This window comes from Rhizobium sp. AN80A (genome assembly GCF_030053015.1).
Lineage (GTDB): Bacteria > Pseudomonadota > Alphaproteobacteria > Rhizobiales > Rhizobiaceae > Rhizobium > Rhizobium metallidurans.
Map to the genome: position 1 here is coordinate 3,420,541 of NZ_JASJPX010000003.1, position 26,854 is coordinate 3,447,394.

The following is a 26,854-nucleotide window of genomic DNA, read 5'->3' on the forward strand; positions in this document are numbered from 1 at the left end:
CGTTTACAAATCCAGCTTGTCGATCATCGGCTGCGTGATGAGGCAGATCCCGCCCTCGGAGCGGCGGAAACGCTTGGCGTCGAGAACCGGGTCCTCGCCGACAACAAGACCTTCCGGAATGATGACGCCGTGGTCGATCACGACATTGGTCAGCTGCGCGTGGCGGCCGATCTTGACGCTCGGGAGTACGACGGCGCCCTCGAGCTTCGAGTAGGAATTGGCGCGCACACCGGTGAAGAGCAGGCTGTTGTTGAGCGTGGCCCCCGAGATGATGCAATCGCCGGCAATGACCGAGGAGGTCGCGGACCCCCGGCGGTTCTCGTCGTCGTGGACGAACTTCGCCGGCGGCGAGATCTCGGCATAGGTCCAGATCGGCCAGGACTTGTCGTAGATGTCGAGTTCCGGAACGATCGCCGTCAGGTCGATATTGGCCTGCCAGTAGGCATCGATGGTTCCGACGTCGCGCCAGTAGGGCTCGCGCTCGAAATCGGAGCGCACGCAGGAATTGGCGAAGCGGTGGGCGACGGCCTTTCCGTTCTTGACGATATAGGGGATGATGTCCTTGCCGAAGTCGCGGCTGGAATTCGGATCGGCGGCGTCGCGGCGCAGTTCCTCGATCAGGAACTTGGTGCGGAAGACGTAGATGCCCATCGAGGCGAAGGCGCTGTCCGGCTTGCCGGGAATGGCCGGCGGATCGGCGGGCTTTTCGACGAAATCGATGATGCGGTCGGTCTCGTCGACATGCACGACGCCGAAGCCCACGGCTTCCATGCGCGGCACTTCGAGGCAGCCGATGGTGACGTCGGCGCCACTGTCGACATGCTGCTGCAGCATGTATTCGTAGTCCATCTTGTAGACGTGGTCGCCGGCGAGGATCACCATGTATTCGACGCCGTAGTCCTGGATGATGTCGATGTTCTGGTAGACCGCGTCGGCCGTGCCTTCGTACCACTGCGTCTCGGAGACGCGCTGGGAAGCCGGCAGGATGTCGAAGCTCTCGTTGCGCTCGGGGCGGAAGAAGTTCCAGCCGCGCTGCATGTGGCGGATCAGCGAGTGCGCCTTGTATTGCGTGGCGACGCCGATACGGCGGATGCCTGAGTTCAGCGCGTTGGACAGCGCGAAATCGATGATGCGCGACTTGCCGCCGAAGTAGACCGCGGGCTTGGCGCGTCGGTCGGTGAGTTCCTTCAGACGGCTCCCCCGGCCGCCGGCAAGAACATAGGCCATTGCATCGCGGGCAAGTGGCTGAATGCGTTTTTCTACCATTGTCTTCCTCCCACCAGTCTCAAGTCTCAGGTTCAAGCATGATCACCGCCAGAGGCGGCAAGGTCAGTGATGCGACGATGGTGCCGCCGGCGTTGACCGCCTGGACACGACCGCCATTGCCTTTGCCGCTGCCGCCATAAATGTCGGCGTCGGTATTCAGGATTTCGCGCCAGCGGCCTTCGGTGGGCAGCTTGACGGCGTAGTTCTCGCGGTAGACGGGCGTCATGTTGCAGATGACGGCGACCGGCTTTTCACCCGGCGACTTGCGCAGCCAGGCGAAGACCGAATTCTCGTGGTCGTCGGCCACCAGCCATTCGAAGCCTTCGCCCTCGCAGTCGCGGGCGTGCAGCGCCGGCTTGCTGCGGTAGGTGAAGTTGAGGTCGCGCACCAGACGGCGCATGCCCTCGTGCATGCGGTACTGAAGCAGGTTCCAGTCGAGCGAGCCGGCCTCGTTCCATTCGCTCCACTGGGCGAATTCCTGGCCCATGAAGAGAAGCTTCTTGCCGGGATAGCCCCACATCAGCGCGTAATAGGCGCGCAGGTTGGCGAATTTCTGCCAGTCGTCGCCGGGCATCTTGGCGATCAGCGAGCCCTTGCCGTGCACCACTTCGTCGTGGGAGAGCGGCAGCACGAAGTTTTCCGAATAGGCGTAGAGCAGGCCGAAGGTGAGCTCGTTGTGGTGATGCTTGCGGTGCACCGGCTCGCGGCTCATGTAGCTCAGCGTGTCGTGCATGAAGCCCATGTTCCACTTGAAGCCGAAGCCGAGGCCGCCTTCATGCACCGGCTGCGAGACCTTGGGCCATGACGTCGATTCCTCGGCGATGGTCATGACGCCGGGGTGCTCGGCATAGATGCGGGTGTTCATGTTCTGCAGGAAGCGGACGGCCTCGAGGTTTTCGTTGCCGCCATATTCGTTGGGGATCCACTCGCCGTGCTTGCGGGAGTAATCGAGGTAGAGCATCGAGGCGACGGCATCGACGCGCAGGCCGTCGAGATGGAATTTCTCGGACCAGTAGAGCGCGTTGTTGACGAGATAGGACACGACCTCGGTGCGGCCGAAATTGTAGATCGCCGTGTTCCAGTCCGGGTGGAAGCCCTTGCGCGGGTCCTCGTGCTCGTAGAGCGCGGTGCCGTCGAACCAGCCGAGACCATGCTCGTCGGTCGGGAAATGCGCCGGTACCCAGTCGAGGATGACGCCGATGCCGACCTTGTGGGCGCCGTTGACGAAGCGGGCAAAACCCTCCGGCTCGCCGAAGCGGGCGGTGGGGGCATAGAGGCCCGTCGTCTGGTAGCCCCAGGACGGATCATAGGGGTGCTCGGTGATCGGAAGGAACTCGATATGGGTGAAGCCCATATCGACGCAGTAGGGGATCAGGCGGGCGGCGAGCTCGTCCCAGGAGAGGAACGTGCCATCGTCGCGGCGCTGCCAGGAGCCGGCATGGACCTCGTAGATGGAGATCGGCTGGCGGCGCTTGTCGATCTCGCTCCAGTGCTTGAGGTGGGCTTCGTCCTCCCACTCCTGCAACAGCTCAGGCGTGGTGACCGAGGCGTTCTTCGGGCGCAGCTCGCTGCGGCGCGCGAAGGGATCGGCCTTCAGCGGCAGGAGCACGCCGTCCTGGCCACGGATCTCGAATTTGTAGGCGACGCCTGTCGGCACATCGGGAGCGAAGATTTCCCAGATGCCGGCGCCTGATCGAAGGCGCATGACGTGGCGGCGGCCGTCCCAATTGTTGAAGTCGCCGACGACGGAGACGCGCTGCGCGTTCGGCGCCCAGACGGCGAAATGGATGCCTTGAGCGCCTTCGTGCTTGATCCAGTGCGCGCCCATCTTGTCGAAGAGGCGCAGATCCGAGCCCTCGCGGGCGTAGTAATCGTCCATCGGCCCGAGAACGGGGCCGAAGCTGTAGGGGTCGGTGACGGCCCATTCGGCATCGCCGCGGCGGGCGCGGTAACGCACCGGCACCTGCTTGCTGACTGCGACGGTGCCGGCGAAGAATCCGCTCGGATGCTGGAGCGCCAGATCGCCGATCACGGTGCCGTCGAGCGACATCGCGGTCACCTCCTCGGCGCCGGGAATGTAGCATCGGGCAACGTAAACGCTGCCCGATTTGTGGACGCCCAGAACGGCAAACGGATTGGAATGCGCGCCAGCAAGGATTGCCGCTATTTCATCTGCCGAAATTTCCCAGGGAAGCTTGACTTCGGGGGTCGCCTTCGGCGTTTTCATCCGGCTCTCCAGATTTCCTTGGCATACTGCCGGATCGTGCGGTCCGACGAGAACCAGCCCATGCGGGCGGTGTTGCGGATGGTCTTCTCGCTCCAGGCGGCCTTGTCGTTCCAGAGATCGTCGACTTCGCGCTGGGCCTGGGCGTAGGCATCGAAATCGGCGGCGACCATGAACCAGTCGTGCGAATAGATGCCCTCGATCAGCTCGGAATAGCGGTTGCGGTCATCCGGCGAGAAGACGCCGGAGCCGATGGCCGAAAGCGCCTGCGACAGCTCGTGCGAGGCCTCGATGATGGCGCGGGGATTGTGGCCGTCGGCTCGCAGCTTGGCGACCTCATCGGCGCGCAGGCCGAAGATCTTGATGTTGTCCTCGCCGACATTGTCGCGCATTTCGACATTGGCGCCATCGAGCGTGCCGATGGTGAGCGCGCCGTTGAGGCCGAACTTCATGTTGCCGGTGCCCGACGCTTCCATGCCGGCGGTCGAGATCTGCTCGGAGAGGTCGGCGGCCGGAACCATGACCTCGGCCAGCGAGACGTTGTAGTTCGGCACGAAGACGACCTTGAGCAGGCCGCGCACGGCCGGGTCGTTGTTGATGGTGCGGGCGACGTCGTTGATCAGCTTGATGATCAGCTTGGCGTTGTGATAGCTCGGCGCCGCCTTGCCGGCGAAGAGCTTTACGCGCGGCACCCAGTCGAGTTCGGGGCGCGAGCGGATCTGGTCGTAGAGCGCGACCGCCTCGATGACGTTCAGGAGCTGGCGCTTGTACTCGTGGATGCGCTTGATCTGGATGTCGAACATGGCCGACGGATCGATCTTCACGCCCATGCGCGATGCGACCAGATTGGCGAGCGCCACCTTGTTGGCGCGCTTCACCGCCGCGAACTTCTCCTGGAAGGCGCTGTCGGTGGCGAACTTGTCGAGCGCACGCAGCTTTTCGGCGTCGTCGAGGAAATCGTCGCCGATCGCTTCGCGGATCAGGCCCGTCAGACCCGGATTGCACTGCTGCAGCCAGCGGCGCGGCGTGATGCCGTTGGTCTTGTTGTTGATGCGGTCGGGATAGAGCTTGTGCAGGTCGGCGAAGACGGTGACCTTCATCAGGTCGGTGTGCAGCGCCGAGACGCCGTTGATCGAATGCGAGCCGACGAAGGCGAGATTGCCCATGCGCACCCGGCGGCTGCCGCTTTCCTCGATCAGCGAGATCGAGCGGATCTCGGTGTCGGAGAAGTTCTTGGTCTTGCGCGCCTCGAGCAGAACCTTGGCGTTGATCGCGTAGATGATCTGCATGTGGCGCGGCAGGAGACGCTCGAACAATGGCACCGGCCAGCTTTCCAGCGCTTCGGGCAGAAGCGTGTGGTTGGTGTAGGCGATGGTACCGCGGGTGATGTCCCAGGCCTGGTCGAACTCCAGCCCGTGTACGTCGCAGAGCAGGCGCATCAGTTCAGCGATGGAGACGGCCGGATGGGTGTCGTTCAGCTGGATCGCCACTTTGTCGGGCAGCGAGGTGAAGTCGTCATACTGCTGCAGATGGCGGCGCAGGATGTCCTGCAGCGAGGCCGACGAGAAGAAGAATTCCTGGCGCAGGCGCAGCTCCTGGCCGGCGGGCGTCGCGTCGGCCGGGTAGAGAACGCGGGTCAGGCTTTCGGCCTTGTTGCTCTCGCGCAGCGCGCCGATATGGTCGCCGGCGTTGAAGGCGTCGAGCAGGATCGGGTCGATCGGCTGCGCCGACCAGAGGCGCAGCGTGTTGACGCGCTTGCCGCGCCAGCCGACGACGGGCGTGTCGAAGGCGGCGGCGATGACGCGCTCGGCCGGCTTCCAGACATAGCGCGGTTCGCCATCGGCGCCGTTGGCGACATCGACCGAGCCGCCGAAGCCGATTTCATAGGCGCTCTCGCGGCGTTCGAATTCCCAGGGGTTGCCGTGGGCGAGCCAGCTTTCCGGCAGCTCGACCTGCCAGCCATCGGCCATCTGCTGGCGGAACAGGCCGTGCACATAGCGGATGCCGTAGCCATAGGCGGGCACGTCGACGGTGGCCATGCTCTCCATGAAGCAGGCGGCGAGACGGCCGAGACCGCCATTGCCAAGTGCGGCATCCGGCTCGAGGCCGGCGATGACTGACACATCGACGCCGAGCGAACCGAGCGCGTCGCGCACCTCTTCCATCAGGCCGAGATTGGACACGGCATCGCGCATAAGGCGGCCGATGAGGAATTCCAGGGATAGATAGTAAACGCGCTTGGCGCCGGTGGCGTAGACCTTGCGGGTGCTGTCCATCCATTTGTCGATGATGCGGTCGCGGATGACGAGGATGGTGGCGGTCAGCCAGTCGTGCGGCTTGGCGACCTTGGCATCCTTGCCGATGCGGTAGGTCAGGCGCTCGATGATTTCTTCTGCGAGAATTTCCGGCTTGGAACTGCGCGGCGCGGGAGAGGGGATGGTGGGCTTCGAAACGGGGGTCATCGTCAGGCTCGCCAATTCTGGTTTTGTTTCAGTATGTTATAGGTGCTTCAATCGATTTACTCACGCACTAGCCCTGCAGTTTATGCACCGTTACTACGCACTTGCAACAAGGGAAAACCGGCAAACGGAAAAGTTGACGCGGGCCGCCCATCGCCGATGGAAAGAACTTGATTTTTATCGGCTTTCTGATTTTGATAGAGGCGGATTTGCACAACAACGAAAAGCCGCTCCGGTTTGTTCCGGAGCGGCTTTTTTGGTGCGATGAAATTGATGTTACTGGGTCAGGCGGACGTAGTTGCTGTCGGTAGCGGTGCAATCCGACGAGATCGTGTAGAAGATGTCCTGGCGATCCCAACCGCCGCCGTCTTCCCAGGCGTGGCTTTGCGGCTTCGCGCAACCGAAGTATTTTTCCAGCGGGAAGTTGATGCCCTGGGGCATCTGCTTGCCATCAACAAACAGGTAGTTGCTGGTCGCCGGATTGTCGGTTCTGAGCGTGTTGTTGTAGGAGAAGTAACCGGAATATTGGCTCTTGTTCTTATCCTTGGCGGGGATCACGTTGCAGGTGACGTCTTTCTTGCTGTTGACCGTAGCGTAGGCGCCGAGCGGGCAGCCGTCGGTTTTGATGTCCATCTTCAGCACGAGCTTGGTATATTTCCCGAGATCGATCGCGCCGGAGGGGCTCATGACCTTCGTGCCCTGGCCGCTATCGTTTTGCGTTGTAGGCTGGTAGGTATAGGTGCCGAGTACAACCTCATCGGTCGTGTCCGGGCGTACGACGATGATCGATACGACCTTGTACCAAAAGCCCTGAGCATTGGTCGGTGTCAGCGTGATCTTTTGCGGCTTCATCGGCGATATTGCCGCTGCGTTCGCGCCGATCGATATTGAGTTATAGTTGGCGATCTTCATCAGCGATGTGTCGACCGACGCGTTCAGGGCAACCTTGAACGTCCGGCCATCGGCGGTCATTGTCGATGTGACATTGCCTGGCATCTGTGAGGAATAGCCCTTGAGGAAGGCCTGGGCGGTGGTGGTTGCCGCGGCAAGATTGGTGCCGTCGAAGACCTTGCCGCCTTCGAGCGCGGTTGCGTCGGCAATCTGCTGCAGATTCGTCCTCTGCGTGGATGCATTGGAATAATCGACCGCGACGCCCCCTGCCAGCAGCAATGGGGTGGCGATCAAAGCCGTCACCATCGCGAAGTTGCCGCCACGGTCTTTCAGCAGGCCGGCGAAGCTGGCCTTCAGCGAATGCAAGGTGCTCATCATGTTCACCAGAATGGGGTTGCCCTTAATGCGGATATTCATGGGCCACATTCGTTGCGGTCGACTTTATGCATTCGTTCGAAATTTAGCGATTTGTCGCTTTCCTGCGCGGAATCGCGCGAAATCGGCGACGATGCGGTCGGATTCGCCTCCTGGCGTTCGCCGGGAGGCCGGATGGCCGCCTTATTTCACGTTGTTTTGCTGGCGCTACTTCACCGGCGCTACTTGACGGGAATGACGTCGACCGCCTGCACGGCGCGCTGGCCGCCATAGCTCTTCAGCACGCCGATGACGGGGGCGACGTCGGAGTAGTCGCGGCCGTAGCCGACGACGATATGGTCGGTGCCGGCGGGGATGTTGTTGGTGGGGTCGAGTTCCACCCAGCCGGTCGTCTCGCCGCACCAGACACGCACCCAGGCATGCATGGCGTCGGCCCCTTCCAGCCGCTCCTTGCCTGGCGGCGGGATGGTGCGCAGGAAGCCGGAGACGTAGCCCGCGGGTATGCCGAGGCTGCGCAGCGCCAGGATCATCACATGGCTGAAATCCTGGCAGACGCCGCGCTTCAGCCGGAAGGCTTCCAGCGGCGTGGTGTCGACGTTGGTCGCCTCGGCGTCGTATGTGAAGTCCTTGTGGATCGCGGCACAGAGGGCGGTGGCGATTTCGAGCACGGTCAGCCGGGGCTGGACGACGCCTTGGGCGTAATCCGAAATGACCGGCGTCTCGATGAGGCGCGGGCTGTTGCCGAGGAAATGATGCGGCGAGCCCGGCTTCAGCGACCAGACGCCCGATATCTCCTCCGGCAGATCGGCGAGCACGGGGGAGAAATCGGCCGTGATCGAGTGGCTCTCGACCTGAACGCGGGCGTGCATGCGGATGTCGAGCTTCTCATGGGGCGCGCGGACCATGAAGGAGGTCGCGGGATGCTCGAAGAAATCGGTGAAACTGGACTGCTCGTCGGGCGTCGGCGACACCTTGATCGAGCCCGCGATCAGGCGCTGGCGATCGGGCAGCGACAGCGGTAGCAGGCGCATGATGTGGCGGGCGCCTGAGGCAGGCCAATCGTAGCTATAGCCCATGTGCAGCGACAGATCGTAGAGCACAACATCACCCCAGATAGGTTTGCGCGAGGAGATCGGAGAGGTTCTCGAGCTCGCGTTCGAGGCTGCGATAGACGTCGTCGGTCATGGTCTCGGGCGTCATGACGGCGAGGCCGGAGCGCAGGCGCATGGATTCGCGGTAGAAGGGCGACATCTGGCCGTTGGTAAGCGCGTTCGGCAGCTGCTCGACCTCGCGCAGGATCTCGTTCAATTGGAAGAGGATCGAGCGCGGATTGAGCGGGTCGAGCGCCAGAAGGTCGGTGACGGTCAGCCGCGCGGTGTTGACGTTGTAGCGGCGGCGGTGGGTCATGACGCTGTCGCCGATCTCGAGCAGCATGTCGAGCGCGCCATCGGGCGCCTCGGGGCCGGACATGTGGCCGAGCAGGCGGGTCATGTGCAGCGCGCGCTCGATATGGCGGCCGAGCGACAGGAAGCGCCAGCCGGTGAAGCGGTACATGTTTTCATGCACGAGACCGGCGAAGCCCGCGAGCTTGCGCAACAGGATCGTCATCGCATGGCTGGCGTCGTCGCCGGGCGACACTGTCGCGTGGAAACGGCGGGCGGTCTTGGCGAGATCGGTCAGCGCCAGCCAGCCATCCGGCGAGAAGCGGTCGCGGATGTTGCTTGCCGAATAGACGGCGCTGTCGATGTTGCGCAGCAGCGTGTCGGGCACCGCGTCCTCGGTGTCGATGTCGACGGCGGCGAGATAGGCGCTGACATCGGCCAGCAGCGGCTGGCTCGGATCGGCGGCCTCGGCGAAGCGGGCGTGCCAGGCGCGCAGGATGCGCAGCGCCCCTTCGGCGCGCTCGATATAGCGGCCGAGCCAGAAGAGATTGTCGGCGGCGCGGCTGGGCAGGCTGCCCGGCATGTTGCGGGTGAAGCTCGCCTCGGTGGGGAGCAGCGTGTGGCGCTCGACGGGTTTGTCCGAGACGATCCAGACGTCGGCGGCGGCGCCACCCGATTGCATCGCGATCGCCGCCACGTCGTCGCCGGCGCCGATGCGGGCGAAGCCGCCGGGCATGATCTGCCAGCCGTTCTTTGTGCGGGCGGCGAAGACGCGCAGCGACATCGGCCGCGGCACCAACTTGCCGTTCACCCAGCTCGGCGTGGTCGAGAGCGTCACGGCTTCCTGGCCGACGAGCTTGGGGCCATCGCTGTTCAGCCAGTCACTGACCGAGATCGCGGGCGGTGGCGCGCAGCGCCGAGCCGAGCACGGATTCACCGTTGTCGTCGAAGAAGGGCGCGCGCGAATAGGCCGGGCCGATCACCATCTTCTCGATGTTATGGGCCACATGGTCGCGCTCGCTCTTCTGGCCGCACCACCAGGTGGCGATCGACGGCATCTTCAGCTCCTCGCCGAAGAGGCGGCGACAGATGGTGGGCATGAAGGCGAGCAGGGCGCGGGTCTCGATGATGCCGCTTCCGAGCGCATTGACGATGGTGACGCTTTCGGCGCGCAGCGCGTCCACGAGACCCGGCGTGCCGATGTGCGAGGTCTGGTTGAGCTCGAGCGGATCGGCATAGGCGGGATCGAGGCGGCGCCAGAGCACGGTGATCGGCTTCAGGCCGGAGACGGTGCGCACCATCACCTTGCCGTTGACGACGGTCAGGTCCTCGCCTTCGAGCAGCATGAAGCCGAGATAACGGGCGATGTAGGCGTGCTCGTAATAGGTCTCGTTGGCGGGGCCGGGGGTGAGCACGGCGATGCGGTCGTCGCCGCTGTGCTTCATGCCCTGCAGCGCATCGCGGAAGGCGCCGAAGAAGGAGGCGAGGCGGTGCACCGGGGTTTCGGCGTAGATGTCGGAGAAGGCGCGGGTGGTCGCCACGCGGTTCTCCAGCGCGAAGCCGGCGCCGGAGGGGGCCTGGGTGCGGTCGGCCAGGACCCACCAGTTGCCATCGGGGCCACGGCCGACCTCGAAGGCGCAGAAATGCAGATAGTGGCCGCCGGCCGGCTTGACGCCGACAAGCGGGCGCTGGAACTCCGGATTGGAGGCGATCAGCGCCGGCGGCAGCACGCCATCCTCGACCAGCCTGTTGTCGCCATAGATATCGGCGACGATCGCTTCCAGGAGATCGGCGCGCTGGACAAGGCCTGCCGACAGGCTTTCCCATTCGCGCTCGTCGATCAGAACGGGGATGGGCGAAAGCGGCCAGGAGCGTTCGGCGCTGCCGGTGCTGCCATAGGCGCGGTAGAAGACGCCGGCATCGCGCAGATAGCGGTCGGCGCGGGCGAAGCGCTCGGTCAGGTCCTTTTCCGGCATGCCGCTCAGATGCGCCATGAAGCGCTGCCAGACCGGGCGGATCGCGCCGTTCTGATCGACCATCTCGTCGGCGACGCCAGGCGGCGGGCGATAGCCGAGCACCGCCTCGTTGCCGATGCGCTCGCTCTTGTCTTGCCGCAGCTCTCTTGCCGGTTTCTTGCCCATGGACCCCTAGTCTAATGCGTCTAAATGCCTGCCGGTCGTCGCAGATCCAGCGTCAGCGGGAACTCCGGCGATCCGGTCTCGATCGCGGGGATATAGCCGCCCGATGTATGCCCCCATGGCTCGAACCGCGCCAGACGCCTGGCTTCGGCTTCGTTACCATTGACCGGGAAGGTGTCATAGTTACGCCCGCCCGGATGGGCAACATGATAGATGCAGCCGCCGATCGAACGCTTCGACCATGTATCATAAATGTCGAAGGTCAGCGGCGTGTTGACCGGCAGCAGCGGGTGCAATCCCGACGCCGGCTGCCATGCCTTGAAGCGGACGCCGGCGACCGAGACGCCAGCGGTGCCGGTCGGCGTCAGCGGCACGGTGCGGCCGTTGCAGGTGACGGTGTAACGGGAAGAATTGCTGGTCTCGAGCCGCACCTGCAGACGCTCGACGGAGCTGTCGACATAGCGCACGGTGCCGCCGATCGCGCCTTCCTCGCCCATGACGTTCCAGGGTTCCAGCGCCTGGCGCAGCTCCAGCTTCGAGCCCTCGTATTCGACCTCGCCGCAGAAGGGGAAACGGAATTCGAGCTGCGCCTTGAACCATTCCGGGCTGAGGTCGAAGCCGTTCTGTTTCAGGTCGGCGAGCACGTCCTGGAAATCCTGCCAGACGAAGTGCGGCAGCATGAAGCGGTCGTGCAGCGTGGTGCCCCAGCGCACGAAGCGGCCATCGGCCGGGTGCTGCCAGAAGCGGGCGATGAGGGCGCGGACGAGAAGCTGCTGGGCGAGCGACATGCGCGCATTCGGCGGCATCTCGAAACCGCGGAACTCCACGAGGCCGAGGCGGCCGGTCGGGCCGTCGGGCGAAAACAGCTTGTCGATGCAGATCTCGGCGCGGTGGGTGTTGCCGGTGACGTCGATCAGGAGATTGCGGAACAGGCGGTCGGTGATCCAGGGCAGGGGTGTGATGCCCTTGCCGGGCGCGGGGATCTGGGCGAGTGCTGTTTCCAGCTCGTAGAGGCTGTCGTGGCGGGCCTCGTCGATGCGCGGCGCCTGGCTGGTCGGGCCGATGAACATGCCAGAGAACATGTAGGAGAGCGAGGGATGGCGCTGCCAGTGCAGCACCAGGCTCTTCAACAGATCCGGGCGGCGCAGGAACGGGCTGTCACCTGGATTGGCGCCGCCGACCACCACATGGTTGCCGCCGCCGGTGCCGGTGTGGCGGCCGTCGATCATGAACTTGTCGGCGCCGAGGCGCGACTGGCGCGCTTCCTCGTAGACGGTGCTGGTGATCGCCACGCAGTCCTGCCAGTTGGAGGCCGGGTGGATGTTGACCTCGATGACGCCGGGGTCCGGTGCGACGCGGATGACGTTGATGCGCTCATCCTGCGGTGGGGAGTAGCCCTCGATATGGACGGGCAGGCCGAGCTCGGCGGCGGCGTTTTCGGCGGCCGCGATCAGCTCGAGATAGTCCTCGATGCGCTCGACCGGCGGCATGAAGACGCAAAGGCGGCCATCACGCGGCTCCACCGAGATCGCGGTGCGCACGGCGCCGCCGATCTCGCCCAGCGTCTGCTCGACGCGGCTCTGGCCGGCCTCCTCGCTATGACGCGAGGCTTCCGGCATGGCTCGGCCCGAGGGCACGAAGACGTCGGGCAGCGGCGTGCGGGGGATGGAGGGGTCGGCCGGGTGGAGATAGGGGAAGCGGGCCGGGGGCACGTAGGGCAGGGTCCCGAGCGGCAGGCGGTAGCCGACGGGGCTGTCGCCGGGCACGAGGAAGATCTTGCCGCGCCGGGTCTTCCACCGCTCGCTCATCCAGCGCTGGCCGGATGCCTTAGCGTTCCAGGCCTGGACGGGGAGGATATAGCCCGTCGGCGTCGTCAGGCCGCGCTCGAAGACGCGGGCGATGCGGTTGCGTTCTTCCGGGTCCTTGAGCTTGGAATTCGAGGGATCGACATTGTCAGGCAGGCTACCTTCCTTGAGGATCCATTCGGCCGGGTCCTCATAGGCCGGCAGCACCATGTCGGGTTCGATGGCGAGTTCGCGGGCGATGGCGCCGAGCAGGTTGGCGGCGTCGTCTGCCGCAACGCCGGTGTCCTTGCCCTCGCCGGCGATGAGCTCGGGATCGCGCCAGATCGGCTTGCCGTCCTTGCGCCAGTAGAGCGAGAAGGTCCAGCGCGGCAGGCTTTCGCCGGGATACCACTTGCCCTGGCCGTAATGCAGGAAGCCGCCGGGGGCGAAGCGCTCGCGCAGCTTGCGGATCAGGATATCGGCCTTTTCGCGCTTGGTCGGGCCGACGGCCTCGGTGTTCCATTCGGCGGATTCGAAATCGTCGATCGAGACGAAGGTCGGCTCGCCGCCCATGGTGAGGCGGACGTCTTCGGCCTGCAGGATGCTGTCGACCTTGGCGCCGAGCGCGTTGAGTTCGTCCCAGCTGTCGTCGGAGAAGGGCTTGGTGATGCGCGGATGCTCGGCGACGCGCGTGACCTTCATGTCGAAGGCGAATTCGGTGTTGGCGTGGCCGTAGAGCGCGCCTGATATCGGGGCGGCGTTGCTGTAGTGCGGCGTGGCGGCAAGGGGGATGTGGCTTTCGCCGGTCAGGAGGCCCGAGGTCGGGTCGAGGCCGATCCAGCCGGCGCCGGGGATGTAGACTTCCGCCCAGGCGTGGAGATCGGTGAAATCGACCTCGGTGCCGGAGGGGCCGTCCAGCGCCTTCAGGTCGGGTGTCAGCTGGATGAGATAGCCGGAGACGAAGCGGGCGGCGAAGCCGAGATTGCGGAGGATTTCGACCAACAGCCAGCTACTATCGCGGCAGGAGCCGAGCGCCAGCTTCAGCGTCTCCTCCGGCGACTGCACGCCGGGCTCCATGCGGATGACATATTCGACGTCGTTCTTGAGACGCGCATTGAGGCCGACGATGAAATCGGTGGTTCGCATCGAGGTGCGGTCGATGCCGGCGAGATAGGCTGCCAGCGCCGGCTCCACCGGCTGCGGCTGCATGTAGATCTTCAGGTCGTCCCTGATCTCCTCGGGGTAGGAGAAGGGCCACATCTCGGCGCTCTCCTCGATGAAGAAATCGAAGGGGTTGTAGACCGTCATGTCGGCGACGAGATCGACCTCGATCTTGAACTCGGTCACCGGGTCGGGGAAGACGTAGCGGGCCAGATAATTGCCGTAGGGATCCTGCTGCAGGTTCACGAAATGGTTCGCCGGCGACACCTTCAGCGAATGGCTGATCACCCGAGTCTTGGAATGCGACGCGGGCTTGAGGCGGATGATCTGGGGCCCGAGGCGGACCGGCTTGTCGTATTTGTAATGCGTCAGGTGATAGATGCTGGCTTTGATCGACATGGACTGCCTTATCCGCGGCCGTATCGTTGTACGGCATTTTGCTGTTCCCGGTCGCAGTGTGTGCAATGCAGCGAGAGAATGCAAGGCGGGGATGGGTGTTCAAGGTAAGTGCTGTGGGTGTGGCTAGATGGTCTGCTGTTTTACCGCGTGGCCCCCTCATCCGACCCTTCGGGCCACCTTCCCCCCGCTGGGGGGAAGGGGAGGTTGGCGCGAGCGGCGGGCCACGAGTCCCTTCTACCCAAAGGGGAGAAGGTGCCGGCAGGCGGATGAGGGGGGCTCCGGGCTCCACCGAAAATTGAACTCGCATAAACTTACAGCCGCCCAAACCTCACCACCGCCCTCAGCCCCCTGCCGCCAATCCCCGCCTCCAGCGCCAGCGTCGCACCAAACAACCCGCAGATCTCCTCGACGATCGGCAAGCCCAATCCAGCGCCGGGGGCGCCGGATTGGTCGGCGCGGGAGAAGCGGCGGCGGACGGCTTCTAGCTGGTCGGGCGGGATGCCGGGGCCGTTGTCTTCGACTTCGAGCAGCACGGCATCTTCCAAGCCGCGGATGCGGACGGTGACTTCGGCGCCGTGGCCGGCATAGGCGATGGCGTTGCCGGCGAGGTTGCGCAGGAGTTCGCCGATCAGCAGCGGTTCGGCGCGGATCATCTCCTGGCCGTCGCCCTCGAAGCCGAGATCGATGCCGGCGGCGGACGCGGTCGGGATGAGTTCGCCGGTGATCTCCTGGGCGATCGCGGTGAGGTCGATCGCTGTCGCCGCCAGCGCCTCGCGCGAGGTGGCGGCGTCGATCTTCGCCATCAGGAGCAGCTGGGCGAGCACGCGCTCGGCATGCGCCACGGCCTGATCGCCCTTCAGCGCGACGGCCTGGGCGTCTGCCAGCGAGGTGGCGCGCGCCGATAGCGCCAGCTGGGTACGGATGATGGCGAGCGGGGTTCGCAGCTGGTGGCTGGCATTGCCGGTGAAGTTGCGCAGCGCGTCCAGCGCCTGCTCCAGCCGGATCATGAAGCCGTTGACGGTATCGACCAGCGGCTGGACCTCGCTCGGGACGGATTGCTCGATCGGGTGCAGGTCGTCCGGGCTGCGTTCGCCGATCGCGTCGCGCAGCTTGTAAAGCGGGCGCAGCGCCACGGTGACCGAGATCCAGACGATGATGGCGGCGCCGAGGATCATGACGGAGAGGCGCAGCGCCGAGCGCAGCAGGATGGCGCGGGCAAGCTGGCGGCGGGCGATGGTGGTTTCGGCGACGGTGACGGTGAAGGGGACCGAGCGGATGCCCGTCGAGGCCGAACGGTTGAGGGTGGCGACGCGGATCGGCTCGTTGCGGAAGAGGTCGTCGGCGAAGACGGAGCCGTCGCCCTTCGTCTGCTTGATGACGGGCAGCGCCTGGTAGCCGGTGATGAACTGGCCGGGCGGGCCGTCGACGCGGTAGAAGACGCGGTCCTGCGCCGCCGATGTCAGCATTTCCAGCGCTACATAGGGTATGTCGACCTGCAGCGAGCCATCCTCGGCGACGACGACGCGTTCGGCGATCGCCAGCGCCGAACCGGCGAGGACGCGGTCGGAGACGATGTTGGAGGTCTGCACCGCCTCGCGGTAGGTATCGGCCAGCGCCACGATGCCGATGACGGCGGTCGAGATCAGCAGCCAGAAGAGCAGCCGGCGGCGAAGCGAATAGGCCGCTGTCATGGCGCCTCGGGAGTGACGGCGCCCGGTGGCGGGGCGCCCGTCGAAGAGGGGGCGGGGAGCTTGTCGAGATAGTAGCCGATCCCGCGCGCGGTCTTCACCGTCAGCCCATGCGGCGCGAGACGCTTGCGGAGGCGGCTCACATATTGCTCGATCGCATTGGCGGAAATATCGTCGTCGAAGGCGGTCAGCGACTGGATGATCGCTTCCTTCGAAACGACCTTGCCGGCGCGCATGAAGAGGATTTCGAGCAGGCCGAGCTCGCGGGCGGGGATGTCGAGCGGTGTGGCGCCGGAAAAGAAGGCGCGCGAATTCAGATCGAGCGACAGGCCGCCGAAGCTGACGGTCGCCGAATGCAGGCCGGCCTGGCGACGCAAAAGGACGCGCACGCGGGCCTCGAATTCGGCGATGTCGAAGGGCTTGATCAGGTAGTCGTCGGCGCCAAGATCGAGCCCCCTGACGCGCTCCTCCGGCGTGCCGCGCGCCGTCAGGATCAGGACGGCGGCCTGGTTCTGGCGGGCGCGCATGGCGCGCAGCACGTCTAGGCCGTCCATCTCGGGCAGGTTGAGATCGAGCACCACGAGATCGAAGTTTTCGGCCGCCGTCACGGCATTGGCGGAGGCGCCGTCATGGACTACGTCGACGGCATGGCCGGTGCCGCGCAAGATGGCCGACAGCCCGTCGGCCAGCGCGATATTGTCCTCGACCAGTAGAATGCGCACGGATGTTCCCCTGATTTTTGCCGGAGACTACAGGGCGGCGCTGGCGATGTCACGGGTGGAGCCTATGTGCAGACGCGGCAAAATTGTTCGCGGTGGTACTTGAGCCGGCCCTAAGGTCATAGCCTATAACGGTTGCTGGAGGCCCTATGAGTGAGCAAGTCAATGATGATCGCTGGCTGACCGCAGCCGAGTGCGCAGAGCAGATGGGTCTGACCGTCCGTGCGCTGCGACTCTACGAGACGCGGCGGCTTATCAACCCGCGACGAACGGGTAAGAACTGGCGTTTGTATGGCATCTCGGATATCGCGCGGCTGCATGAAATCCTCGCCTTGAAACGTCTCGGGCTTAGCCTTGCCCACATTACTGATCTGCTTGCAGGGCACACGGCGGATTTGGATCGGACGTTGGCCATGCAAGAGGCAACAATGATGGCTGTGCGGCGGCGTGCCGATGAGGGGCTGGCGTTGATCCAGACTTCGCGCAGACGAATCGCTTTGGGCGAGTCGGTTGCAATCCACGACATCATCCGAATAGCAAGGGAGACAGACATGAGCGATGGTGGCAGCGAATCCGTTGCATGGCGACGTTACGAACAAGCGCGTCCACGTGTCGAAGTGCCAACCGATCCAGCGCTTTATGATCGCTATGTGGGTTTCTATCGATTTGAAACCGGTGCGGTTATGACGATCTCCATAAGGTCCGGCGGGCTGTCGGCACAACTCACGGGTCAGGATCCGCTCGACATATTCGCGGAGAAGGATGACCTGTTTTTCCTGCGCGTCGTCGCGGCGCAACTGAGTTTCACATGCGACGGCGGAGGAACAGCGCGCAGTCTGGTGCTGCATCAGAACGGCTACGAACAGACGGCGTTGCGGATCAATGAAGAGCTGGCGCTGACGATCGCTGCCGAGCTTGCAGGTAGGGTCAAAGAGAGACGTCCGGCGCCCGATAGCTAGGCGCGGCTGCGTAGCCTTATTCGTGAGGCTACGCAAGGCGAATATGATTTCGACAAGATGACCGATATGCTCGCTGAGGCGACGCGCGAACAGGCGCCGAAAATCAAGGCAGACCTGGAGAAGGCCGGCCTTCTACAGGATCACCTTTTCAAGGGCGTCACCTCGGAAGGCTGGGACGTCTACGACGTTACGTTTGAAAACGAGAAGATGGAGTGGCGGTTCGTTCTGGCCGATGACGGGCGCATGAGCGGTGCTTGGATCCGGCCGTTGCCTTGAGCGGTCGTGCGATGGCTCTCACTGCCGCGCGATCGCTTGCATCAGCTTGATGAAGCGCGGGTCGGAGCGGATGTTGTCGAGGTCGGAATCGTTTTCGAACCAGCCGATCTGGTAGGCGGAGCTGTTGGGTAGCAGCTGCTGCAGGAGTTCCATGGCGCGGTCGGTGTCGCCGAGCACGGCGTGGACGCAGACGGCGTTGTAGCGGGTGATGACGTCGTGCGGGTCCATGGCAAGCGCGCGGTTGATCCAGGAGACGGCGCGTTTGCGGTCGCCGATCTGCGCGTAGGCCAGCGCCGCGCGGTGGACGGGGGCGGAATTGCCGGGGTTCTGCTCGGCGGAGCGTTCGGCGCGGGCCGCCCCTTCGGCCGCCCAGTTGCGGGCTTCCTCGTCGCTTCCGAGCGAGCGGCAGGCGGCGGCGAGAAGGACGGGGGAGACATAGTCATCGGCGTAGAGTGCCGCCGAGCGTTCGAAATAGACGATCGCCTCCTCGAACTGGCCGCGCTTGAACAGGCGGTGGGCGAAGTGAAAATTGGCCTCGAAGAGATTGGGATCGAGTGCCAGCGCCCGGGCGAAATAGATGTCGGCCTCCTGATCGCGGTCCGCGTGATGCAGCGCGATGGCGCGGGCGGCATGCGCCTCGGCGAGAGCGGGATCGAGCGCGAGCGCCTTTTCCGTCATCTCCAGAATTTCACCGATCGGCAGTTCGGCGGCGTACCAGATGTAAAGCGCGCTGTCGCAATCGGCGATGCCGGCATAGGCGCGGGCATAGTCGGGATCGAGCTCGATCGCCTTGTAGAACATGCGCCTCGCCATGATCAGATAGGACATGGTCATGCTGCGGGCGAACTTGCGGCCGCGCAGATAGTAGGTGTAGGCCTCGACATTGGTGGTGGGGTCGCTTTCAAGCGCGCGCACTTCCTCCGGCCGCATCTTGATCTTCAATTGCCCGACGATCGCATGGGCGATCTCGTCCTGTATGGCGAAGATATCGGTGAGGTCGCGGTCGTAGCGATCGGCCCAGAGGTGGTCCTCGTTCAAGGCGTCGATCATCTGGGCGCTGATGCGCACCCGCGCTCCGGACTTGCGGACGCTGCCCTGCAACACATAGCGCACCGCGAGTTCGCGGGCGATCTGGCCGATCTTCACGCTGCGGCCCTTATAGGAGAAGGTGGTGTTGCGCGGGGTCACCATGAGGCCCGAGATCTTCGAGAGATCGGTGATGATGTCCTCGGTCAGGCCGTCGGAGAAATACTCCTGGTCGGGATCGCCGCTCATGTTGGTGAAGGGGAGGACGACGATCGAGCGGTCGTCGCCGGCCGTCGTTTCGGGGGCGGGCGTTCGCGGCTTGCGATCGCCGGTCGTGTCGGCGGGGCGGTCGAAGCGGACGGCATAGACGTGAACCTCCTGCTGGATGTTCTTCAGCGTCTGCCGGCCGCGATCGTCGAAGCCGAGATCGAGGCGGGCGCCGACATGGTCGCGCACCGACGACGAGACCGCGATGCCGCCGGGTTCCGCCACGGCCTCCAGCCTTGCGGCGACATTGACGCCGTCGCCGAAGATATCGTCGTTCTCGACGATGACGTCGCCGAGGTTGACGCCGATGCGAAAGCGGATGCGCCGGTCTTCCGGCACATTGTCATTGTCCCGCGCCGCGCCGCGCTGGATGTCGACGGCGCAGGCGACCGCGTTGACGACGCTGCCGAATTCGGCGAGCAGCCCATCGCCGAGCAGCTTCACCAGCCGGCCGCGATGGCGGGCGATCGCCGGTTCGATCAGCTCGGTACGATGACGGTTGACCGCCTTCAGCGTGCCGGCCTCGTCGATGCCCATCAGCCTGCTGTAGCCGACGACATCGGCGGCGAGGATGGCTGTCAGTCGGCGCTCCAATGCGTCCTCCGAATGATCCGGGAAGGTGGTTCAGGCGGGTGCTTTGGGAAGTCTAACGTCTTTGGCTGTTTTTGTCGCGCGCGACGGTTACGCCTTTGGACGGGCATGTGGCATGCGCGGCATGCGGTGAGGGCCAAATCGCGTGAAGAGAGGTGCTCCCTTGTGCGCGCCATCGCAGTCATGCATTCTTGATGGATGAGGAGACTGCCGTTACTTGCGCTGATGCTGATCTGTCCGGGGCTCGCCCTGGCGGAGCCGGTTTTCTATCCGGCGGTCTCGGGCAATGCCACGGCCCCGACGCTCATCGTCTATTCCTCGCTCGACGAGCCGCTGGCGCAGCCGATGATCCGCGGATTTCAGGCGGCCAATCCCGACGTCGCCGTCAGCTACGAGGACATGCTGACGGGCGAGATCTACGATCGCATCGTCAGGGAGACCGACGCCGGCAAACCAACTGCGGATTTCGCCTTCTCGTCGGCCATGGACCTCCAGGTGAAGCTTTCCAACGACGGCTATGCGCAGCCGAGCAACCTGCCGATGAGCGGGCTCTGGCCGAAATGGGCGAACTGGCGCAACACCGCCTATGCGCTGACCTTCGAGCCCGCCGTCTTCGTCTATCACAAGCCGAGCTTCGTCAACGAACAGCCGCCGAGCTCGCGCGCCGAATTCGTCGACTACCTCAAGCGCAAGGGCGACGCCGTGCACGGGCGGATCGGCACCTACGATATCGAACGCTCCGGCGTCGGCTTCCTGTTCATGGCGCGCGACCAGGAGCAGTTCGGCGACATCTGGTCGGTGATCGGCGCCATGGGGGCGGCGGGCGTGAAGCTTTATTCGACGAGCTCGGCGATCCTCGAGCGTGTGTCGGACGGGCGCTTCGTGCTCGGCTACAACATTCTCGGCTCCTACGCGGCGGATTGGGCCAAGCGCAACCCGCAAGTCGGCATCGTGCTGCCGAAGGACTATACGGTGGTCATGTCCAGGATCGGGCTGGTGCCGCAGGCGGCCGCCAATCCGGAGCTCGGGCGGCGCTATCTCTCCTTCTTCATGTCGAAGGAGGGGCAGACGGTCATGGCGCGCGAGCTGCAGATTCCCGCCGTCAGTCCCGAAGTAACCGGCGAAAACACCGCCAACACGATGCAGGCGCTGCTCGGCGCGCAGCTGAGGCCGGTGCCCGTCAGCCCCGGTCTGATGGTCTATCTCGATCAGGTGAAACGGGCGCGGCTGATCGCGCGCTGGAACGAGGTGCTGCGCACGCAGTAAGCGTCGGACGATCGCCAATAAGCGCCAGGCGTGTTGTTTCGGGGCAATTATATCGGGTGGGTTGCATAAGTATATTGCCGCCCGGTTTCCTCGGCTTTGCCGGGATATCCGGGCTTTGTACTGAACATTCACACCCCAAAATTGGTGCGGCGCGCATACTATTCTTTTAACCCTCGGGCTCCATATTAGGAAATTGGAAAGGTCGGGAACCAATCGCGCCGTCAGGCGTTTTCGGGTTTCAGGCTAGCGTGCATTCCACGGATATGGGCAATACCGCATGAACATTCTCATTGTCGAAGACGAATTGCTGATCGCGCTCGATCTCGGATCCATCGTCGAGGATCTCGGTCACACCGTCATCGGCCCGGCCCGAACGCTGGATGAAGCGCTGGAGCTTGCCGAGCAGGCCGAGGTGGCGCTGGTGGATGTTCAGCTTGCCGACGGCGTGACCGGCCCCGCGATCGCCGAGCGGCTGTCCAGCGAGCATGGCGTCACCGTCGTCTTCGTCACCGGCAATCCGGAGATGGTGCGCGACAACCGCAACGCCGTCGGTGTCGTGTCCAAGCCGCATTGGCCGGAGAAGGTGTCGGAGGCGCTCGATTACGCCGCCGCGATCCGCTTCGGCAAATCGCTGATCTCGCCACGCTTCCTGATGCCGCTGGCGTCTTGAACCCCCGCGCTGTCTAGCGCAGTTTCAATCCTGATTTTCCGGAAATGGATGCGGCGCTCTATCGCTGTCGCGTGTGGTTGCTCGCAGGCGCCAGACGAAAGGCCCCGGCGATGCCGAGGGCCGTGTGTTTCCCGTATCGAACCTGTTCGCACGCCTCCTAGTCTAGCGGAAGCGGCAGGGACGCTGGGCGTTGGAGAGCAGTTCCTGCTTCGTCGCGAAGGACCCGAAGAGCTTCAAGAGGCGCTTTTCCTCGTCCTGTTCCAGCCGGTGGCGGCGCGAGAATTCGGTGACGCTCCATACTTCCCGCAGGCGGTCGTTCTGGCGGTCGTCGTTGATCTGGTTGACGTCGATATGCGTGCTCATGGCGCGATTTCCCCTATTACATCGGCCTAACGTCGAAGGCCGCAAACGGTTCCCGCGGCGTATGCGAAATTTGCGATTTCGGCTCCCAATTCGAATTGCGGCAAAAAAGTGTCCCGCGTGACTGGATAAGCGCGGGACGTCAGCTAAATGACAGCTTGTTGTGGTCCCTTTTGACGAACTTCAACTCCGTGGAGGCGGATAGGGGAAGTTTCGGGAGGAGTTTCGCCAGATGTTTCGGACGCGTCCAGCATCCGTGGGCGCTGTCCTTCCCGATCCGATCGAGAACAATGCGCGGTGCTCCGCCGCGCTCATGGAGGACAGTCTCTTGAAGCATATTTTCCTGACAAGCATGTTTGCGGCCGCCATCGCGCTGCCGGCCTTTGCCGCCGATTACACCATCATGGCGCCGGCCGCTCCCGGCGGTGGCTGGGACCAGACCGCGCGCTCGCTGCAGCAGGTGATGCAGAAGGAAGGCATCTCGGGCAACGTTCAGGTGATGAACGTTCCGGGCGCCGGCGGCACCATCGGCCTGGCGCAGTTCACTGGCCAGAACAACGGCAATCCGAACGCGCTGATCGTCGGCGGCTATGTCATGGTCGGCGCGATCCTGACCAACAAGTCGCCGGTCTCGCTGAAGGACGTCACGCCGATCGCGCGCCTGACGGGCGAATACGAGGCGATCGTCGTTCCCACCTCTTCCGACATCAAGACGATGGACGACCTCGTCGCCAAGCTGAAGGCTGATCCGGGCTCGGTATCCTGGGGCGGCGGCTCGGCCGGCGGCACCGACCATATCGCGGTCGGCCTGATCGCCAAGGCGGTCGGCGTCGATCCGACGAAGATCAACTATGTCGCGTTCTCGGGCGGCGGCGAAGCGCTGGCGGCCATTCTCGGCGGCCAGGTGACGGCCGGCATCTCCGGCTACGGCGAATTCGAGATCGCAGGTGAAGTCGGGCCAGCTGCGCCTGCTCGCCGTCTCCGGCGACGAACGCATCGAAGGCGCCGACGCGCCGACGCTGAAGGAAGCCGGCGTCGACGTCAGCCTGCAGAACTGGCGCATGGTCGCGGCCGCTCCCGGCCTCTCGACCGAGCAGACCGCCGCCGTGACCGCCGATTTCGACAAGCTGTCGAAGTCCGCCAGCTGGCAGGAGATGCTGAAGACCAAGGGCTGGGCCGACACCTACCTCGCCGGCGACGCCTTCAAGGCGCAGCTCGACAAGGATGTCTCGGCGACTGAAACGATCCTCAAAGACATCGGACTTGTTCAATGAGCATGGGTAGAGAACCCGTGGCAGAAAAGCGCCGCCCCGACTGGGCGGCGCTTGTCATCGCCATCTGTCTTTTCGCCGTTGCCGCCGTGATGCTGTGGGACGCCTCGAACATGCGCGTCATCGCGCAGTACGACCGCATCGGGCCGGCGACCGCGCCGAAGGTCGTGGCCTTCGGGCTGATCGGTCTCGGCATCTGGACGATCTTCGAGGCGTTTCGCGGCGAGTTTCCTAAGCGCGAGCGCCAGGAAATCGGCCCCGTCGTCTGGGTCATCGCCGGGCTCGCGGCGCAGATGCTGCTGCTGAAGACCGCCGGCTTCTCGATCGCCACCGGCCTGCTGTTTGCCTTTACCGCGCGCGGATTCGGGCAGCGCAAGCTCTGGTTCTCGATCCCCTTCGGCATCGCCTTCAGCTTCATCGTCTGGGTGATCTTCTCGCAGCTCCTGAAGCTCACGCTGCCCGCAGGGCCGCTCGAGCGACTGTTTTTCTAGGAAATAGGCGATGAATACCTTCGAATTCCTGTTCCAGGGCATCCTGGTCGCCGTGCAGCCGATGAACCTCGTCTATGCCTTCATCGGCGTGACGCTTGGCACCGCCGTCGGCGTCCTGCCGGGCATCGGGCCGGCGCTGACCGTGGCGCTTCTGCTGCCCGTGACCTACCAGCTCGATCCGGCCGGATCGCTGATCATGTTCGCCGGCATCTATTACGGCGGCATGTATGGCGGTTCGACCACCTCCATCCTGCTCAACACGCCGGGCGAAAGCTCCTCGATCGTCACCGCGCTCGAGGGCAACAAGATGGCGCGCGCCGGACGCGGCGGCCCGGCGCTGGCGACAGCCGCGATCGGCTCCTTCGTGGCCGGCCTGATCGCCACGCTCGGGCTTGCCTTCATCGCGCCCTATATCGTCAAGCTGGCGCTGGTGTTCGGACCGCGCGAATATTTCGCGCTGATGGTGCTCGCCTTCGTCACCGTGTCGTCGGCCTTCGGGGATTCGGCGCTGCGCGGGTTGACTTCGCTGTTCGTCGGCTTCGTGCTCGCCATGGTCGGTATCGACCAGCAGACGGGGCAGGCGCGGCTTGCCTTCGGCATTCCCGATCTGCTCGACGGCGTCGAGGTGACGACGCTCGCGGTCGCGATGTTCGCGATCGGCGAGACGCTCTACATCGCCGGCCAGGGCAACAGCATCGAGGAAAAGGTCGAGGCCGTGAAGGGCTCGCTGTGGATGACGGCGGAAGACTGGGGCCGCTCGTGGAAGGCCTGGCTGCGCGGCACCGTGATCGGCTTCCCGATCGGCGCGATGCCGGCGGGCGGCGCCGAGATCGGCACGTTCCTGTCCTACGCCACCGAGAAGAAGCTGGCGAAGAACCCGGAGGAATTCGGCCATGGCGCCATCGAGGGCGTCGCCGGACCGGAGGCCGCCAACAATGCGTCGGCGGCCGGTACGCTGGTGCCGCTGTTGACGCTCGGCCTGCCGACCTCGGCCACGGCGGCGATCATGCTGGCCGGCTTCCAGCAATACGGGCTGCAGCCCGGGCCATTGCTGTTCGCCAACAATCCGCAGCTCGTCTGGGGCCTGATCGCCAGCCTGTTGATCGCCAACGCCATGCTCCTGGTGCTGAACCTGCCGATGATCGGGCTCTGGGTTCGCCTCCTCACCATCCCGAAGACGTGGCTCTATGCCGGCATCCTGCTGTTCGCGACGCTCGGAACCATCGGCGCCAATCCGTCGGTGTTCGAGCTCGGCATGCTGCTCGCATTCGGCGTGCTCGGCTACATCATGCGGCTGTTCGGCTATCCGATCGCGCCGGCGGTGGTGGGGCTGATCCTCGGGCCGCTCGCCGAACAGCAGTTGCGCCGGGCGCTCGCCATCAGCCAGGGCGATGTGACGACGCTGGTCATGTCGCCGATCGCGGCGGGCCTGCTGCTCGTCGCCGCCGCCGCCTTCATCATCCCCCTCATCCTGCGCCTGCGCGGGCGCGGGCAGGTGCTGTCGCAGCTGGCGGCGAACGAGGACTGAGCGTCTGACATAGAAAGTGCCGGGAAACGTTCATATGCGATGAACGCTCCCAACCCCAGACGTTGCGGCCGGCGGATGCATCATCCGCCGGCCGTTTCTCGTTTACGGCGGGCCGTCGCCGGCGCCGTTGACGTGGCGCAGGAAATCGATGACGCGGCGGGTCAATAGCTCGGCGGCGTCGGAATCCCAGGAGGGGAGCGAGCTGTCGGCGAAATAATGCTGGTCGCCGGGGTAGAGGAAGAGGCTCGCGTCCTTTACATGCTCCAGGATCTCGCGGGCGGCATCGATATCGCCTTCGCGCATGAAGATCGGGTCGGCGTCCATGGCATGGATCTGCACCGGCACGCCCTCCGGCCAGGGACCGAAGGACCATTCGCCCGATATCGGCAGGCAGGCGTGGAACAGAAGCGCGCCGCGCGCGCCGGGCCGCGTCTGCGCCAGCTGCTGCGCCGGCACGACGCCGAAGGAGAAGCCGGCATAGACGAGCTCGGCGGGCAGGTTCCGCGCCATTTCGACGCCGCGCTCGCGCAACGCATCGAAGCCTGCCGCCTCGATATAGGCCATGCCCTCGTCGATGCTGGCGAAGACATGGCCGTCGAAGAGATCTGGCGTGTGGACGACATGGCCGGCGTCGCGCAGATGATCGGCGAAGACATGGATGCCTGACGTCAGGCCTTGGGCATGATGAAAGAGCAGGACTTCGGCCATCGTTACCTCCGGGAGGGATAGCTATGGCGGGGGTGGGGGAAGTCCATGGGGGAGGCTTCGCCGGGCCGGTGGCGTCTTTGCATCAGGAGCGGACATTTCTACTCGGTGTCGCTAAAATTGGTGCGGCAATCATGGAGGGACTTAATGAGTGCACCCAAGCTTCTGTCCGGCGGCAATCCGCAGATACCGAAGGGGGAAGGGGATGCCCCGGTTCAGGCATATATTGCCGCGATGCCGGGGTGGAAGAGCGCGGTTGGGAAGCAGATCGACCAGCTCATAACAGGTCTCGTCCCCGATGTGCGCAAGGCCATCAAGTGGAACACGCCGCTTTACGGCGTGGCAGGCGACGGCTGGTTCCTGGCATTTCACTGCTTCGATCGATACATCAAGGTAACGTTCTTCAAGGGCGCATCGTTGGTTCCGTTGCCGCCTGTCGGGTCCAGACAGGACGGGGTGCGGTATGTGCATCTGCATGAAGATGAGCAGTTCGATGCAGCCTTGCTGAAGGGTTGGATATTGCAGGCGGTGCAGCTGCCGGGGCAGGTTTTGTGAGGTTGGCGGTAACCCACCCCATCGATTCCCGCATGGCTGGGTTGAATTCCCGGTGGTTGTGGTTGGTGCCGGGCGCGCCCATATGTGAGCTGTCAATCATATGCTAGAGAAAGAAAGACAATGTCCTTCCGCCAGTCCATTCGTGATGGCTTTCTTGGTCGCGCCTTTGCGATGATCGGTGCCGCCAATGCCGCCAGCGCCGCCGTCGAATCCGGCCGCCGCCCCCGCGCGCGCGATCTGAAGAAGCTCGGGATCGATCCGGGCCAGTTCGACCGCATCAATCACTAAGCTTGCGACATAAAGCGTGTCGCGATCCGCAGGATTCGCTCGTCACGCTTTAAGTCTTTGTTTTGTCGCACGTCGCTGCCGCAAAACAGCTGTACATTCTTGCGCGACATGCTTG

The 26,854-nt window shown here is 64.3% G+C and carries 19 protein-coding genes and 3 pseudogenes; 10 read left to right on the plus strand and 12 right to left on the minus strand.

The features are described from left to right. Positions 1 to 3: 3 nt before the first annotated feature. The 3 genes from glgC to P3R82_RS28450 are packed head-to-tail and all read right to left on the minus strand — an operon-like array spanning position 4 to position 5,952. Positions 4 to 1,266, minus strand: a complete 1,263-nt coding sequence (gene glgC, locus P3R82_RS28440) for a glucose-1-phosphate adenylyltransferase (RefSeq protein WP_183900340.1) — start codon at positions 1,264 to 1,266, stop codon at positions 4 to 6. A 19-nt stretch (positions 1,267 to 1,285) separates the two neighbouring features. Further along, the gene (glgB, locus tag P3R82_RS28445) at positions 1,286 to 3,493 is read right to left on the minus strand and encodes a 1,4-alpha-glucan branching protein GlgB (RefSeq protein ID WP_283196183.1); all 2,208 of its coding nucleotides are present in this window, start codon (positions 3,491 to 3,493) and stop codon (positions 1,286 to 1,288) included. Continuing rightward, the gene (locus P3R82_RS28450) at positions 3,490 to 5,952 is read right to left on the minus strand and encodes a glycogen/starch/alpha-glucan phosphorylase (protein WP_283196184.1); all 2,463 of its coding nucleotides are present in this window, start codon (positions 5,950 to 5,952) and stop codon (positions 3,490 to 3,492) included. Before P3R82_RS28450 ends, glgB begins: the two co-directional genes overlap by 4 nt. On the opposite strand from P3R82_RS28450, the gene P3R82_RS28455 reads away from it, so the two are divergent. Further along, entirely contained in the window at positions 5,927 to 6,217 is a 291-nt protein-coding gene (locus P3R82_RS28455) for a hypothetical protein (RefSeq protein WP_283196185.1), read from the plus strand. The genes P3R82_RS28450 and P3R82_RS28455 overlap by 26 nt on opposite strands. Before the next feature lie 8 nt (positions 6,218 to 6,225). On the opposite strand, the gene P3R82_RS28460 is transcribed toward P3R82_RS28455, so the two are convergent. The 6 genes and pseudogenes from P3R82_RS28460 to P3R82_RS28485 all read right to left on the minus strand — a co-directional run bounded on the left by P3R82_RS28460 (position 6,226) and on the right by P3R82_RS28485 (position 16,489). Next, complete coding sequence (locus P3R82_RS28460; RefSeq protein ID WP_283196186.1) at positions 6,226 to 7,257, minus strand: TadE/TadG family type IV pilus assembly protein; 1,032 nt, start codon at positions 7,255 to 7,257, stop codon at positions 6,226 to 6,228. A gap of 179 nt (positions 7,258 to 7,436) precedes the next feature. After that, the gene (locus tag P3R82_RS28465) at positions 7,437 to 8,315 is read right to left on the minus strand and encodes a transglutaminase family protein (RefSeq protein WP_283196187.1); all 879 of its coding nucleotides are present in this window, start codon (positions 8,313 to 8,315) and stop codon (positions 7,437 to 7,439) included. A gap of 4 nt (positions 8,316 to 8,319) precedes the next feature. Beyond that, a pseudogene (locus P3R82_RS28470) lies at positions 8,320 to 10,738 on the minus strand (circularly permuted type 2 ATP-grasp protein). A 20-nt stretch (positions 10,739 to 10,758) separates the two neighbouring features. Next, positions 10,759 to 14,079, minus strand: coding sequence for a transglutaminase family protein (locus tag P3R82_RS28475; RefSeq protein WP_283196188.1), 3,321 nt, complete (start codon positions 14,077 to 14,079; stop codon positions 10,759 to 10,761). A 311-nt stretch (positions 14,080 to 14,390) separates the two neighbouring features. After that, positions 14,391 to 15,770 (minus strand): sensor histidine kinase, encoded by a 1,380-nt coding sequence (locus tag P3R82_RS28480; protein ID WP_283196189.1) that lies wholly within the window; start codon positions 15,768 to 15,770, stop codon positions 14,391 to 14,393. Continuing rightward, positions 15,767 to 16,489 carry a response regulator transcription factor gene (locus P3R82_RS28485; RefSeq protein WP_283196190.1) on the minus strand — a complete coding sequence of 241 codons (723 nt, stop codon included), beginning with the start codon at positions 16,487 to 16,489 and terminating at the stop codon, positions 15,767 to 15,769. The genes P3R82_RS28480 and P3R82_RS28485 overlap by 4 nt, the downstream gene beginning before the upstream one ends. A 146-nt stretch (positions 16,490 to 16,635) precedes the next feature. On the opposite strand from P3R82_RS28485, the gene P3R82_RS28490 reads away from it, so the two are divergent. After that, entirely contained in the window at positions 16,636 to 17,445 is an 810-nt protein-coding gene (locus P3R82_RS28490; protein ID WP_283196191.1) for a MerR family transcriptional regulator, read from the plus strand. A 57-nt stretch (positions 17,446 to 17,502) separates the two neighbouring features. Beyond that, positions 17,503 to 17,721, plus strand: coding sequence for a hypothetical protein (locus tag P3R82_RS28495; protein ID WP_283196192.1), 219 nt, complete (start codon positions 17,503 to 17,505; stop codon positions 17,719 to 17,721). A gap of 18 nt (positions 17,722 to 17,739) precedes the next feature. Here the strand turns inward: P3R82_RS28495 and P3R82_RS28500 are convergent, their stop codons facing one another. Further along, positions 17,740 to 19,608, minus strand: a complete 1,869-nt coding sequence (locus P3R82_RS28500; protein WP_283196193.1) for an adenylate/guanylate cyclase domain-containing protein — start codon at positions 19,606 to 19,608, stop codon at positions 17,740 to 17,742. A gap of 195 nt (positions 19,609 to 19,803) precedes the next feature. On the opposite strand from P3R82_RS28500, the gene P3R82_RS28505 reads away from it, so the two are divergent. Both P3R82_RS28505 and P3R82_RS28510 read left to right on the plus strand, forming a co-directional pair. Beyond that, positions 19,804 to 20,871, plus strand: a complete 1,068-nt coding sequence (locus tag P3R82_RS28505; protein ID WP_283196194.1) for an ABC transporter substrate-binding protein — start codon at positions 19,804 to 19,806, stop codon at positions 20,869 to 20,871. Between the two features lie 271 nt (positions 20,872 to 21,142). Beyond that, positions 21,143 to 21,541: pseudogene (locus P3R82_RS28510) on the plus strand (response regulator); the annotation flags it as partial. Between the two features lie 162 nt (positions 21,542 to 21,703). Here the strand turns inward: P3R82_RS28510 and P3R82_RS28515 are convergent. Beyond that, positions 21,704 to 21,904: a hypothetical protein gene (locus tag P3R82_RS28515; RefSeq protein ID WP_283196196.1), complete on the minus strand. Its 201-nt coding sequence runs from the start codon at positions 21,902 to 21,904 to the stop codon at positions 21,704 to 21,706. Between the two features lie 325 nt (positions 21,905 to 22,229). Here P3R82_RS28515 and P3R82_RS28520 point away from each other — a divergent pair. The 3 genes and pseudogenes from P3R82_RS28520 to P3R82_RS28530 all read left to right on the plus strand — a co-directional run bounded on the left by P3R82_RS28520 (position 22,230) and on the right by P3R82_RS28530 (position 25,191). Continuing rightward, a pseudogene (locus P3R82_RS28520) lies at positions 22,230 to 23,175 on the plus strand (tripartite tricarboxylate transporter substrate binding protein). Then, the gene (locus P3R82_RS28525; RefSeq protein WP_183900353.1) at positions 23,172 to 23,663 is read left to right on the plus strand and encodes a tripartite tricarboxylate transporter TctB family protein; all 492 of its coding nucleotides are present in this window, start codon (positions 23,172 to 23,174) and stop codon (positions 23,661 to 23,663) included. Before P3R82_RS28520 ends, P3R82_RS28525 begins: the two are co-directional and overlap by 4 nt. A 10-nt stretch (positions 23,664 to 23,673) precedes the next feature. After that, positions 23,674 to 25,191 carry a tripartite tricarboxylate transporter permease gene (locus tag P3R82_RS28530; RefSeq protein WP_283196197.1) on the plus strand — a complete coding sequence of 506 codons (1,518 nt, stop codon included), beginning with the start codon at positions 23,674 to 23,676 and terminating at the stop codon, positions 25,189 to 25,191. 102 nt (positions 25,192 to 25,293) lie between these two features. Here P3R82_RS28530 and P3R82_RS28535 read toward each other — a convergent pair whose 3' ends face one another. Continuing rightward, positions 25,294 to 25,899: a dienelactone hydrolase family protein gene (locus P3R82_RS28535; RefSeq protein WP_283196198.1), complete on the minus strand. Its 606-nt coding sequence runs from the start codon at positions 25,897 to 25,899 to the stop codon at positions 25,294 to 25,296. Positions 25,900 to 26,043: 144 nt separating this feature from the next. Between P3R82_RS28535 and P3R82_RS28540 the strand changes: the two genes are divergently transcribed. Together P3R82_RS28540 and P3R82_RS28545 are read left to right on the plus strand one after the other, a co-directional pair. Continuing rightward, positions 26,044 to 26,451, plus strand: coding sequence for a DUF1801 domain-containing protein (locus P3R82_RS28540; protein WP_283196199.1), 408 nt, complete (start codon positions 26,044 to 26,046; stop codon positions 26,449 to 26,451). Between the two features lie 120 nt (positions 26,452 to 26,571). Then, positions 26,572 to 26,739: a hypothetical protein gene (locus tag P3R82_RS28545; RefSeq protein WP_283196200.1), complete on the plus strand. Its 168-nt coding sequence runs from the start codon at positions 26,572 to 26,574 to the stop codon at positions 26,737 to 26,739. The last annotated feature ends 115 nt before the right edge of the window (positions 26,740 to 26,854 follow it).